Genomic DNA, 12217 nt, shown 5'->3' with positions numbered 1-12217 from the left:
GCGGCGCCCGGCTCCTTTTTCGACGTCACGCGTCGAGGAAGAGCTTGGTGTGCTGGGCAAACAGCTCGGGATACTGGTGGTGGGCGCCATGATTGGCGTCGGGGTAGAGGATGAGCTGCGCATTGGGGAGATGCTGCTGCAGCAGATAGGAGTTGATTGTGGGGATGATGATGTCGTTGTCGCCGTTGACGACCAGGGTCGGCTGGTGCAGGTCCTTCAGGTGGGCGTAGGTCTCGTCCTTCTGTGCTCCGTATGCCGCGATGGCGGTGGCTTGGGCTTGGACCGTCTCCATCGAGACCTCGGCGTCGCGGTCTTTGCGGGCCATCATGCGTGCCAGATAGGCGCGACCCGCAGCTTGGCTGCTCTCTGATGGGGCAAACAGGATCGGCAGCCACATCTCCTCCTGATGCTCATAGGTCTGGAAGAACAGCGCCCGCGTTTCCGGCGCCATTGCGCCGAGGCCGACGCCACCGCGTGGCGCGGTGCCGACCAGAACGAGGCGGCGCGCCAGCTCGGGCCGGTCTAGTGCAAGCTGCTGGGCTATTATGCCGCCCATCGAATGGGCCAGCAGGTCGACTGTCTTGAGGCGGAGGGCGTCGATGAACGTCGCCGCATCGCGTGCCGCTTGTTCGATCGTGTTCGGGGTGGTGCCAGTGGAAGAGGCGACCCCGGCATTGTTGAAGAGGATGACCGCGCGGTCGGCGGCGAACGCGTCGGTCAGCGCCGGATCATGATCGTCGAGGTTGCCCATGAAGTGCTGGAAAAAGACCAGCGGGACACCGCTCCCGGTGCCGAAGCGGCGGTAAGCGAAGCGGATGCCGTCGGCCTCGATGAACTGTGTCGGTGCGGTCTCGTGACTATGCTGGGTCATTGGTTGTCCCTTGGTGTTTATCGGCCGAAATCAGGCGCGGAGATTTGCTCCGCGCCTGGCAGGATCAGTTGGCGCTGTGCCCGCCGTCGACGTTGAGGACGTGACCCGTGACGAACCTCGCCTCATCCGACCCCATGAAGACGATGCCGTCGGCGACCTCTTCGGAAAGGCCGAGCCGACCCAGCGGGACTTGCCCCGCAAGAACCGCCTTGTTCTCCGCCGTCTCCGTGAAGCGCGTGAGCATGCCGGTGTCGGTGGGGCCGGGCGCGACGGCATTCACTCGAATTCCGGACTTGGCGACTTCGAGCGCCACCGACTTGGTGATGCCTTCGACTGCATGTTTGGCGCCGACGTAAATCGAAGCGCCGGCCGCGCCCTCATGACCATAGGTCGAGGAGATGTTGATGATGCTGCCGCTCCCCTGCGCCTGCATGGCACGCACTTCGTGCTTCATGCTCAGGACCACGCCGAGAACGTTGGTGTCAAACGTCGCGGCGAAGCTTTCGGACGTCTGCTCGGTGATCAGACCGCGATCGCCTTCGGTGGCGGCATTGTTGACGGCGACATCGAGACGGCCGAACCGGGCGACGGTCTTGTCGACCATGGCGCGGACATCCTCCTCCTTGCGGACGTCGGCGTTAACGAACTCGGCCTCCGAACCGAAGGAGCGCAGTTCCTCGACGAGCGCTCGACCAGCCTCGTCACGCCGACCGGCGACGACGACCTTCGCGCCCTTCTTGGCAAAGGCGATAGCGGCTGCACGCCCGATGCCGGTCAGTCCACCGGTAATCAAAACAACTTGAGTACTCATGTTTCCAGTCCTTCAAGATATGGCCTTCGCCCGGCGGAGTTCCGTGGGGTCGCGGCCAGTTCGTTTCTGTTGGGCTGAACTTAGGTATTGCTGGCGCCATCGAAAAAGACTTTGTAAGCTTGCCCTCATACCTCCAAGGCATGGAACGCTCATGGAACTGAGACATCTTCGCTATTTCGTCGCCGTCGCCGAAGAAGGCAGCCTGACGCTTGCCGCCGAGAAAAGGCTGCATACGGCCCAGCCTTCCCTCAGCCGGCAAATCCGCGATCTCGAATATGAAGTCGGCGTCCCGCTGATGAACCGCAGCGTGCATGGCATCGAGTTAACCGCGGCAGGCAAGGTCTTTCTCGATCATGCCAGGCTGGCGCTGGCACAGGCCGAGACCGCGGTAGAAGCGGCGCGCCGGGCGGCGAAACCGCTGAAACCTGTCTTCGCCGTCGGCTTCCTCAGCGGCCAGGAGGTCAACTGGCTCGCGAAGGCGACATGCTTATTGACCGACGAGTTGCGGAATATCGCGATGACGATATCAAGCGAGCACTCGCCCGACCTCGCCCAGCTACTTGCGACGGGCAAGCTGGATGTCGCCTTCATGAGGGCCGAGCCCAACTGGCCCAACCTCAGCTATATCACCGTCACGCGCGAACCGTTCGTCGTGATCATGCCAAGTGACCATCGCCTTGCAGCGTGCGAGAGCGTGGACGTACGGGAACTTGCCGGCGAGCTTTTCATCAGCGGATCGAACATCGCCGGCCCGATGCGAGCATCCATCGAGAGATATCTGGCTGCCAACGACCTCGACATCGAGCCCGCCCACCGTGTCCACAATCTTACCATGGCGATGTCGTTGATCGCCTCGACGAGAGGCGTGGCTTTGCTCCCTGCCTATGCGGAGAACTTCCTGCCATGGTCCGTCACCAGCCGCCCCCTCAAAGGCGAAGCGCCCACCATCGATCTGGTTATTGGATACAATCGGACCAACACCTCGCCAACTCTCTCGCTCTTTCTTTCCCGTGCTGATCAGCTAACGAAGTGATTGTGTCTGAGCCAAGCTGCGTGTCAGTGCGAGGGATCAAAGGGCGTCGCGATCGCAACCCGCGACTGCGCCACCTGGAAGTCGGCCGGCAGCATCCGGTGATAGGCAAGCACGAGCTGGCAAGCGCTGCGGGCGTCGTGCCGCAGATCGTGATGAATGACGAAGGTAATATCGCCAGCGGCCAGAAGCTTGATATTGTCATGATCGAGATCATGAGCCGCAAAGACCGTGCATTCGCGCCGGGCTTCGGCGAAGGCTTTCAATATGGCGCGATTGCCGCCTCCGATCGAGTAAACTGCGCGAATGTCCGGTTCCTGTTCCAGCGCATCGCGAACGAGCAGTTCTGTCGTGCGATCGACGCCGAAACCTTCGGAGATCCGCGCGACGGACAGCCAGGGAAATCGTTCGGCGAGCACATTGCGGAATCCCTGTTCGCGCTCGTCTTCACCGGCAAAGAGCCTGCTCGACAGCGTCACCAGCACTTTGCCCGCCCGTTCTCCCGCCATGCGCCCGAGCAGATAGGCCGTTGTCGCTCCCGCCACCCGGTTGTCCATGCCGACATAGCCAATCCGGGAGCTCGCCGGCAGATCGGTCACCAGCGTGACGACCGGAATTTTTGCCGCCATAAGCTGGGAAGCAAGCTCGGCAATCGCCGGCGTCGAAGCGGCCTTCAGGACAACGCCATGGCTCCCGCGCCGGCGTATGGCGCGCAGGATGGACAGTAGCTCCTGCTCGCTCATTGTCTCGGCGACGTGAAATCGTGCAGAAAACGAAGCGGGACGCATGCCGGGCAGTTCGGCCTCGAATGCTTCGCGCACCGTCGTGGAAAAGCGCTGAGGCGTGTCCATCACGACATCGATGACGAAGCGCCGCCCGGCGAGGCCCGATTGTAGATACTGCCGTTCCAGCTCGGAAATTGCCGCAGCGACCCGCGCCCGCGTGACGGCGCGAACGCCCACGCGTTCATGCATCACCCGGTCGACTGTCGCCAGACTGAGGCCGGCCTGCAAGGCGATATCCTTCAAAGGAAAGCGTGATGTCACCGGTATTCCTTTTGAGGTGTTTTTGAGGGCTTTTCTGCCTTTCTCATAGGCCGGGCGGATACTACGATCAATGCATAAGTCCAACACCACTTCGGGAGGAGATCATTATGGACACTCAAACGCTCGCCAGCCGGCGCAGCCGGAAAGTTTGGCTTTCGGCCGATTGCGGCAATTTCGATCATTTCAGGACCTTGGTCGAAAAGACTGCTGACCCTGCAGACTGGCCGTTTGCCGACGGAATCGAGAAGAACATCCTCATCTATGATGGCGAGAAGGTTCGGAACGCCGCAGGAGACGAACACGATCGCCGCGCGCTGATGGCTGAATGGGTCGAAGCATTCACCTCCGGTCCCGGCATCATCGCCATCAAGAACGCCATGCCGGACGCTGCGGTCGTCGACCGTGCCACTGGCGTGTTCGACGCAATCGTCCGCGACGAGCGCGAGAAGGGCAAAGGCGCGGGCGACCACTTTGCCAAGCCCGGCGCCAATGACCGCATCTGGAACTCGCTTGAGAAGCACTGCCTGGCGGATCCGGAGAATTTCGCCCGCTACTATGCCTCCACCGCCATCGCCATGGTATCGGAAGCCTGGCTCGGTACGGGCTACCAGATGACCGCGCAGATGAACCGGGTCAATCCGGGCGGCACCGCGCAGAAACCGCATCGCGACTACCACCTTGGCTTCATGACGCCCCAGCAGATGCAGGCCTATCCCGGACATATCCACGCCGTTTCGCCGCTGCTCACCCTGCAAGGAGCCGTCGCGCATTGCGACATGCCGCTCGAAAGCGGGCCGACGCTGTTTCTGCCCTATTCTCAGACGTTCTTCGAAGGCTACATCGCCTTCGGCCGTCCGGAGTTCCAGGCGTATTTCGCGGAGCATCATGTGCAGCTGCCGCTGCAGAAGGGCGATGCCGTCTTCTTCAACCCGGCGGTCATGCATGGCGCCGGCAACAATGTCTCAACGGACATCTATCGCATGGCAAATCTCCTGCAGGTGTCATCGGCATTCGGACGGGCAATGGAAAGCATCAACCGGAACCGGATGTCGGTCACTGTCTATCCCCCGCTGCTCGCTGCACTTGAGGCAGGCACGCTGAACCGCGCCGAGGCGGCCAATGTGATCGCATCGACTGCCGAAGGCTATGCCTTCCCCACCAATCTCGACAGCGATCCGCCGGTCGGAGGCCTTGCACCGAAAACGCAGGCTCAGATCATGGCCGAGGCCATCGACGCCAAGGTGGATGCTGGGCGCTTTGCGGAGCTGATCGCGGCTCACGCAGCACGCAGGGAGGCGTGAGGGTCCGATGAATCGCCTGGATGGAAAATTTGCCGTCGTCACCGGCGGCACGCAGGGCCTGGGTGCGGAAGTCGCACGTCTTTTTGCCGAGCGCGGCGCTGCGGGGATTACGATCTGCGGCCGCAGCACCGCCAAGGGCGAGGCCAAGGCACGGGAGATCGTTGACCGATATGGCACGCCGGTCGTCTTCGTCGCAGCCGATCTCGGCCGGGTTGAGGATTGTCGCAAGGTCATAGACGCAGCGGCCGAGCGGTTCGGCCGGATCGACGCCCTGGTCAATGTCGCAGCGATCACCGACCGGGGCACTATTCTCGATACCGATCCGGAGCTGTTCGACCGGATCTTCGCGGTCAATGTGCGTGCGCCGTTCTTTCTGATGCAGGACGCGATCAAGAACATGATCGCCAATGCCATCGAGGGCACGATCGTCAACATCTCCTCGATGTCGTCGATGGCCGGGCAGCCCTTCATCAGCGCCTATTGCTCATCCAAGGGAGCGCTCGACACGCTGACCCGCAACACCGCCTTTGCGCTCTTGAGAAACCGGATCAGGGTCAACGCACTCAATATCGGCTGGATGGCAAGCGATGGTGAGGACCGCATCCAACGGGAGTATCATGGTGCTGATGACGATTGGTTGGCGAAGGCGGCTGCCAATCAACCCTTCGGCCGGCTTGTAGAGCCGGCCGAGGTTGCGCGCGCTGTCGCCTATTTGTCTTCCGAGGAATCCGGTCTGATGACCGGCGCTACCATCAATCTGGATCAATCGATCTGGGGCGCCTATGAAGATACTCCGCATCCGAGGGAGGCGATTTAAGGCAAGTTGGCTGACGGGAGGGATACTCCCTCACCGACGACGACCAGCGGCGTCAATTGGCGCTAAGCCCGAGGCTTGCTTTGTACCCAACCGGGGGGATCGATACACCTTCGATTCGATGTTCTGAAAAGGTGGGTTGGCGAAAACGAATTCGCCGACCTCGACGCCTGTGAGAATCTTGATAAATATTCCCGCCGACTTCGGAGTACGGCGATTCACCACCTTCAGTTCCTGATTGAGTGCGACAACACGAAAGATCCGGTGGAACGATGGGAGGATATTGTCCCAGATCCGGAGTAGTCTTGTGCGTGGAGGCTTGCAGGTGTCCCCGGATATCCTTGTTAAGGCTCTGACACCATCTAATATGGAGGCGGAGGCGAATGCCGCAGCCTTCCGGAACTCTGAGAACGAAGGGCCCAGACGATGCAAAGAAACTACTACTCTTCCCTTGGCGGCCATCCGCCGCAAAGTGATCTCCTGACAGGAAGAGCTGTATTCACGGAGGCCTATGCGGTCATCCCCAAGGGGGTGATGCAGGACATCGTCACCAGCTTCCTGCCCTTCTGGAACGACACGCGCTGTTGGGTGATTGCCCGCCCGCTCTCCGGCTTCGCCGAGACCTTTTCCCAATATGTCATGGAAGTGGCGCCGGGCGGTGGTAGCGACCGGCCGGAGCAGGATCCGGAAGCCGAAGGCGTGCTCTTCGTCGTCGATGGCGAGGTTGAACTGACGCTGCCGGCCGGCAAGCACATTCTCCAGCCGGGCGGCTATGCCTTCCTGCCGCCGGGCCTGACGTGGTCGCTGCACAACCGCGGCGGCACCCATGCCCGCTTCCACTGGATCCGCAAGGCCTATGAAGCTGTCGAAGGGCTGGATCATCCGGAACCGCTCATCCTCAACGAGAAGGACGTCACGCCGTCCACCATGCCCGGCACGGAAGGGCGCTGGGCGACGACCCGCTTCGTAGATCCCTCCGATCTCCGCCATGACATGCATGTGACGATCGTCACCCTCCAGCCCGGTGCTGTCATTCCCTTCGCGGAAACCCATGTCATGGAGCACGGCCTCTACGTGCTGGAAGGCAAAGCCGTCTATCGCCTGAACCAGGACTGGGTGGAAGTGGAAGCCGGCGACTTCATGTGGCTGCGCGCCTTCTGCCCGCAGGCCTGCTATGCCGGAGGCCCCGGCCCGTTCCGCTACCTGCTCTACAAGGACGTCAACCGCCACATGACGCTCCGCCCCTTCGGTTCGCGCCGGTAGGCTCGACACCTTCTTCGGGAACCCGCGCCCTTCCGGCGCGGGTTTTTGTTTGTTCAGTGTTTAGCTGCATTGCCGAAATCTTTGCATTGCTGGCGGCCGGTCGTTAGCCGGAGATGACACTCCATTGAAACTTTGTTTGCCCCCATCAGGCGGGGCGTTGTGTAACTATCCTGATCGCTTCGACTGGCCGGCCGTGCCTTGCGCTCGCTTCCAGCCTGGCGCGGGGAGGCAGTTCGAACGCCGTGTATGGTGGAGAGATCATGGATCTGCAAAAGATCAAAACGCTGATCGAATTCGTCGGTCGGTCGCGAATTTCCGAGCTGGTGGTAAGCCAGGACGGGACGACGGTGCGAATCTCGAACAGCATTTCCAGGCAGGTAGCTGCGGGCAATCCAAGTGTTGCGCGACAGCAGCCTGCGCGGCCATCCGTCGTCACGGATGCCGCCGAGGCCGAAGGCGACAAGACTGACCAAACGGTGGTCGCGCCTGTTTTCGGATTGCTGCATCGTTCGCCAAGCCCCGGCGCGCAGCCGTTCGTCGACGTGGGCGATGTGGTCGAGGCGGGCCAGAGCCTCTGCATCATCGAGGCGATGAAAGTCTTCAACACGGTGTCGGCGCAAAAGGCCGGAGCGATCCTGCGCATCCTCGCCGGTGACGGGCAGGAAGTGGAAGCGGGTCAGCCGCTGATGGAGATCGGCTGATGTCTCCGCGCAAAAGAAAAGTCCGGGTCGAGGGCGAGCGCCGGTTCGGCAGCGTGCTGATCGCCAATCGCGGCGAGATCGCGCTGCGCGTCCAGCGGGCATGCCGCGAGTTGGGCCTGCGTTCGGTCATGATCTGCTCGGAAGCCGATCGGGACGCGCCCTACGGGGCAACGGCCGACGAATTTATCTGCATCGGGCCTTCGGCGCCGGGTCAAACCTATCTCAATCAGGCCGCCATCCTGCTTGCCGCGCGAACCACGGGTGCGGAGGCCATCCATCCGGGATACGGGTTCCTGTCGGAGAATGCGGGTTTCGCGCAAGCCGTGGAGGATGCCGGCCTGGTTTTCATCGGGCCGCCCGCCTCGGCGATCCGTACGATGGGCGACAAGATCGCCGCCAAGCGGGCCATGATCGAGGCCGGCGTACCCTGCGTGCCTGGGCCGGATACGGCGCTCCCCGACGATATCGCCGCTATCAGGGAGATCGCCCGCGACATCGGCTATCCGGTGATCCTGAAGGCGGCAGGTGGCGGTGGGGGAAGAGGCATGCGCGTCGTCCGTGACGCCTCGGCATTGGAAGATGCCGTATCCGTGACGCGGGAAGAGGCCAGAAGAGCTTTCGGCACGCCGGAGCTCTATCTCGAGAAATTCCTAGAACATCCCCGGCATGTCGAGATCCAGATTCTCTGTGATAACCACGGCAACGCCGTGTGGCTCGGTCATCGCGACTGCTCGATGCAGCGACGTCATCAAAAGGTGGTCGAGGAAGCGCCGGCGCCCGGCATACCCGCCGATATCGCGGCGGCTGTCGGGGAGCGCTGCGTCGAGGCATGTCGCCGGATCGGCTATCGGGGCGTGGGTACGTTCGAGTTTCTCTACGAGAACGGCGCATTCTATTTCATCGAAATGAATACGCGTCTTCAGGTCGAGCATCCGGTAACCGAAATGACCTCGAGCATCGATATCGTATGCGAACAGATCCGTGTCGCCCAGGGCTTGCCGCTTGGGATGTCCCAGGCTGAGGTGCAGACGTCGGGCCATTCTTTTGAGTGCCGTATCAATGCGGAAGATCCTTTCACCTTCGCGGCTTCTCCGGGCCGGATCGTCGATGCACGATTTCCGGCAGGTCCCGGTGTCCGCGTCGATAGCCATGTGGCAAGTGGTTACAAGGTGTCGCCCCATTACGACTCCCTGATCGCCAAGCTGATCGTCCATGCGCCGACACGCGATCAGGCGATCCGCCGCATGCAGGTGGCGCTGGCGGATACCAGGATCGACGGGATCGCGACCAATCTTCCGCTTCACCGGGAAATCTTCGAGGATACCGCTTTCGTGGCCGGCGGAACGGACATCCATCATCTTGAGCACTGGTTGAGCGAGCGGAAGCAATGATGAAGCGAGCAAAGCGACCGGCGAAGAGGATGACTGAAGATCTCACGGACCCCTCGGTCATGCGGGAGATCGCCAGCTGGCTGGAAACTGCCGGCGCAAGCGCGATCGAGATCGAGACGGAGGACGGCCGTCACCTTCGGATCGTCATGGACGAAGAGGCCGCTCTGCATGCCGACAAGGGACCGCGCGACATGGTTCCGGCGATGCCTGCAAGAGTCACGATCGCCAAGGCGCCTTTCGCCGGGCATTTTCTTGACGCGCACCCCGCTCGCGACACGCCTGCGGCGGCGCAAGACACCGCCGCTGCCGCCGGGGATATTGTCGGCTTCGTAAAGGTCGGGCCGCTCCTTATGGCGGTTCGCGCGGCCGAGGCCGGCATGTTGAACGAATGCTCGGTCGAGGCCGGGAATCTGGTCGGCTATGGCGACACCATTTTTTCGATCGAGCCAGCACAATGACCGTCATGCAAACGACAGCTCTGTCAACGCCGGGGTTCATCTCCCCCGTCCCTGCGGACGCTCCGAAAATCTCCGTCATCGGCACCAGCGCCTATCTGGTGGAAGCGCCGGGGGATTTCGACCTTCCGACCCAGAAGCGGATCTGGGCCTTGGCCAAGGTGGTGGAGACATGGTCGGAGGTTCGCGAACTGGTCCCCGGCGTCACGAACCTTCTGGTGATCCTCAAGCAGACGCCGGAGGAGCCGGATCAGGTGGAGGCTCGGCTGAGACGAGAATGGGATCGCGGCCATGGGATCGATCTTGCCGGCAAGACGATCGAGATTCCGGTGACATATGGCGGTGAACATGCGACCGATCTCGCAGCCGTTTGTGATTTTTCCGGCCTGACCGACCGCGAGGTCGTTCGGCTGCATTCGGAAGGAAGCTACACCGTTTTCGCCCTCGGAAGTGCTCCGGGTTTCGGCTACCTGCATGGCCTTGACCCACGCATCTACATGCCGCGCAAGACGGTGCCGTCGCTGAGAATGCTCAAGGGCACGGTGACGATCGGCGGCATGCAAACCGGCGTGTCGGTTCTCACGGGACCGAACGGCTGGAATTCCATCGGCTTTGCGGAGTTGTCGGTGTTCGACCCCACGAGAGCGTCGCCGGCACTGTTGGCTCCAGGCGACAAGGTTCGCTTCCTTCCCGAAAGGATCGAGCTGTGATCGAAGTCCTTCAGACCGGCCCATTGAACACGGTGCAGGACCTCGGCCGTTTCGGCTACCGGAACATCGGCGTCACATCGAGCGGCGCGATGGACAGGCTTGCTCTCATCGTCGGCAATTTGCTCCTTGGCAATGAGGATGGAGCGGCGGCCCTTGAGATCCAGACCTTCCCGTTTCGCCTTCAGTTCGAGAAGGACACGGCCGTTGCCGTCACCGGCGCAGACTGCGGCGCGCGCCTCGACGGGCAACCGCTACCGCCCTGGTGGGCAATGTCGGTCTCGAAGGGACAGGTGCTGGAACTCAGAACCCCCATCCGGTCTGCTCGTGCCTACCTCTGCTTTGCCGGCGGGATTGATGTCGAGCCGGTGATGGGGTCGCGCAGCACCTCGCTGCGCGGCGGCTTCGGTGGGCTGGAGGGTCGCTTTCTGGCAACGGGCGATCACCTGAGTATTTCAGATATGGCAGTCGGCACATTGCCGGAGGGTGGGTTCGGCGCGGTACCGCCCGAAACGGCGCTCGCCGGGCACTTTCTGGCCTCGGAAGACGGCGTGCTTCCCGTCCGGGCCATTCCCGCCGGAGAATATGCTCTTTTTGGCGAAGAGGCCGAGCGCTTCTGGACCCAGACATGGAAGATCTCATCCCAAAGCGACCGCACCGGCTATCGGCTTTCGGGCGATCCCATCATGCTCATGTCGCCCGTGGAGATGCGTTCGCACGGCGTTGTTCCGGGCGTCGTGCAGATGCCGCCGGCGGGTGAACCGATCATCCAGATGAGCGACGCCAACACTGCCGGCGGCTATCCCAAGATCGCCGGTGTCCTGGAGGTCGATCTCTGGCGGCTGGGTCAGGCGCGCATCGGCAGCCGTATCCGGTTCATTCGCTCCGATGTCGCCGAGGCACGCGCCGCCGAGCGGGCAGTGCAGGACTATCTCGAAGATATCAGACGCACGGTGCCGATGCTGACCCGGGCGCTGGCGACCATGTCGCGTCGATAGCGCTCAGGAGCAGGACAAGGAAAGACAGGAGAGGAAACGATGAAGATCGATCTCAACTCGGACATGGGAGAGGGTTTCGGCCCCTACCGGCTCTGCGACGACGAGGCGCTCATGGGCGTGGTATCGTCGGCAAATATCGCATGCGGATTTCACGCCGGCGACCCCGAGACAATGGCGCGCATGGTGCGGCTGGCGAAGGCCCGCGGCGTCGGCGTCGGGGCTCATCCTGGCCTTCCCGACCGCCTCGGCTTCGGGCGCAGGGAAATACCGGTGGAGGCGAACGAGATGCGTCAGCAGGTCCTCTACCAGTTGGGCGCGTTGACCGCGATCGCCAGGGGCGAGGGGGTTCCGGTCGCCCATATCGGTTTCCATGCCGCCATGGGCAATATGATCAACCGCGATGCCGCGCTCGCCGAGCTGATCATGCAAGCGATCAAGTCGGTGGATCCCGATCTCATCGTCTTCTCCATGCCGAACACCGAAATAGAGCGGGCCGCGAAATGCGCGGGACTGAGGACGCTGACGCTCTTCCTCGCGGATCGGGCTTATGACGCCGCCGGCCAGCTTGTGTCGCGCAAGCTTCCCAATTCCGTCATCAAGGAAGAAGCCAAGGTCCGCGCCCGGGTGCGGCAATTTCTGGAAAGCGGAACGGTCACGACGATCGACAACCGGACGATCGAGGTCCAGGCACGCTCGATCCTGGTCCATAGCGACACGCCGGGCTCGCTCGAACTGGCAAGGATCGTCCGCAGCGAGATCGAGGCCGTCGGAGCGACAATAGCGCCCGCCCGCGAAGTCCTCGCCTGAACGCTTCAGCCGAAACCCGACA

Annotated in this window: 13 protein-coding genes; 10 read left to right on the top strand and 3 right to left on the bottom strand. The window is 62.2% G+C overall.

Features of this window, described 5'->3' with window-relative positions; genetic code table 11:
- Positions 1-25 precede the first annotated feature (25 nt).
- Together JTP94_RS01060 and JTP94_RS01055 are read right to left on the bottom strand one after the other, a co-directional pair.
- Positions 26-871, bottom strand: coding sequence for an alpha/beta fold hydrolase (locus tag JTP94_RS01060; protein WP_204848718.1), 846 nt, complete (start codon positions 869-871; stop codon positions 26-28).
- Positions 872-935: 64 nt separating this feature from the next.
- Positions 936-1682, bottom strand: a complete 747-nt coding sequence (locus JTP94_RS01055; protein ID WP_204848717.1) for an SDR family NAD(P)-dependent oxidoreductase — start codon at positions 1680-1682, stop codon at positions 936-938.
- Between the two features lie 151 nt (positions 1683-1833).
- Between JTP94_RS01055 and JTP94_RS01050 the strand changes: the two genes are divergently transcribed.
- On the top strand, positions 1834-2715 hold the full coding sequence (locus tag JTP94_RS01050; protein ID WP_204848716.1) for a LysR family transcriptional regulator: 882 nt from the start codon (positions 1834-1836) through the stop codon (positions 2713-2715).
- A gap of 23 nt (positions 2716-2738) precedes the next feature.
- Here JTP94_RS01050 and JTP94_RS01045 read toward each other — a convergent pair whose 3' ends face one another.
- Complete coding sequence (locus JTP94_RS01045) at positions 2739-3758, bottom strand: substrate-binding domain-containing protein (protein ID WP_204848715.1); 1020 nt, start codon at positions 3756-3758, stop codon at positions 2739-2741.
- Between the two features lie 107 nt (positions 3759-3865).
- Between JTP94_RS01045 and JTP94_RS01040 the strand changes: the two genes are divergently transcribed.
- From JTP94_RS01040 to JTP94_RS01000, 9 genes are all read left to right on the top strand, one after another.
- Positions 3866-5059: a phytanoyl-CoA dioxygenase family protein gene (locus JTP94_RS01040; protein WP_204848714.1), complete on the top strand. Its 1194-nt coding sequence runs from the start codon at positions 3866-3868 to the stop codon at positions 5057-5059.
- A gap of 7 nt (positions 5060-5066) precedes the next feature.
- On the top strand, positions 5067-5876 hold the full coding sequence (locus JTP94_RS01035; protein ID WP_204848713.1) for an SDR family oxidoreductase: 810 nt from the start codon (positions 5067-5069) through the stop codon (positions 5874-5876).
- A 423-nt stretch (positions 5877-6299) separates the two neighbouring features.
- Complete coding sequence (locus JTP94_RS01030; protein ID WP_204848712.1) at positions 6300-7136, top strand: bifunctional allantoicase/(S)-ureidoglycine aminohydrolase; 837 nt, start codon at positions 6300-6302, stop codon at positions 7134-7136.
- 260 nt (positions 7137-7396) lie between these two features.
- Positions 7397-7837: an acetyl-CoA carboxylase biotin carboxyl carrier protein gene (gene accB, locus JTP94_RS01025; RefSeq protein WP_204848711.1), complete on the top strand. Its 441-nt coding sequence runs from the start codon at positions 7397-7399 to the stop codon at positions 7835-7837.
- Positions 7837-9228, top strand: coding sequence for an acetyl-CoA carboxylase biotin carboxylase subunit (accC, locus tag JTP94_RS01020; protein ID WP_204848710.1), 1392 nt, complete (start codon positions 7837-7839; stop codon positions 9226-9228). The genes accB and accC overlap by 1 nt, the downstream gene beginning before the upstream one ends.
- Before the next feature lie 29 nt (positions 9229-9257).
- Positions 9258-9686: a hypothetical protein gene (locus JTP94_RS01015; RefSeq protein ID WP_246754602.1), complete on the top strand. Its 429-nt coding sequence runs from the start codon at positions 9258-9260 to the stop codon at positions 9684-9686.
- Complete coding sequence (gene pxpB / locus JTP94_RS01010) at positions 9683-10393, top strand: 5-oxoprolinase subunit PxpB (RefSeq protein ID WP_204848708.1); 711 nt, start codon at positions 9683-9685, stop codon at positions 10391-10393. The genes JTP94_RS01015 and pxpB overlap by 4 nt, the downstream gene beginning before the upstream one ends.
- Complete coding sequence (locus tag JTP94_RS01005; protein ID WP_204848707.1) at positions 10390-11388, top strand: biotin-dependent carboxyltransferase family protein; 999 nt, start codon at positions 10390-10392, stop codon at positions 11386-11388. Before pxpB ends, JTP94_RS01005 begins: the two co-directional genes overlap by 4 nt.
- Positions 11389-11427: 39 nt before the next feature.
- Complete coding sequence (locus JTP94_RS01000; RefSeq protein ID WP_204848706.1) at positions 11428-12195, top strand: 5-oxoprolinase subunit PxpA; 768 nt, start codon at positions 11428-11430, stop codon at positions 12193-12195.
- The last annotated feature ends 22 nt before the right edge of the window (positions 12196-12217 follow it).

Source organism: Martinezella lusitana (genome assembly GCF_016901135.1).
GTDB lineage: Bacteria > Pseudomonadota > Alphaproteobacteria > Rhizobiales > Rhizobiaceae > Rhizobium > Rhizobium lusitanum_D.
Note: the sequence above shows the minus strand (reverse complement) of the source record. Positions and strands in the feature narration are given on the sequence as shown.

Coding starts and splice junctions, on each gene's coding strand:
- JTP94_RS01060 (WP_204848718.1), bottom strand. CDS start 871: ATGACCCAGCATAGTCACGAGACCGCACCGACACAGTTCATCGAGGCC.
- JTP94_RS01055 (WP_204848717.1), bottom strand. CDS start 1,682: ATGAGTACTCAAGTTGTTTTGATTACCGGTGGACTGACCGGCATCGGG.
- JTP94_RS01050 (WP_204848716.1), top strand. CDS start 1,834: ATGGAACTGAGACATCTTCGCTATTTCGTCGCCGTCGCCGAAGAAGGC.
- JTP94_RS01040 (WP_204848714.1), top strand. CDS start 3,866: ATGGACACTCAAACGCTCGCCAGCCGGCGCAGCCGGAAAGTTTGGCTT.
- JTP94_RS01035 (WP_204848713.1), top strand. CDS start 5,067: ATGAATCGCCTGGATGGAAAATTTGCCGTCGTCACCGGCGGCACGCAG.
- JTP94_RS01030 (WP_204848712.1), top strand. CDS start 6,300: ATGCAAAGAAACTACTACTCTTCCCTTGGCGGCCATCCGCCGCAAAGT.
- accB (WP_204848711.1), top strand. CDS start 7,397: ATGGATCTGCAAAAGATCAAAACGCTGATCGAATTCGTCGGTCGGTCG.
- accC (WP_204848710.1), top strand. CDS start 7,837: ATGTCTCCGCGCAAAAGAAAAGTCCGGGTCGAGGGCGAGCGCCGGTTC.
- JTP94_RS01015 (WP_246754602.1), top strand. CDS start 9,258: ATGACTGAAGATCTCACGGACCCCTCGGTCATGCGGGAGATCGCCAGC.
- pxpB (WP_204848708.1), top strand. CDS start 9,683: ATGACCGTCATGCAAACGACAGCTCTGTCAACGCCGGGGTTCATCTCC.
- JTP94_RS01000 (WP_204848706.1), top strand. CDS start 11,428: ATGAAGATCGATCTCAACTCGGACATGGGAGAGGGTTTCGGCCCCTAC.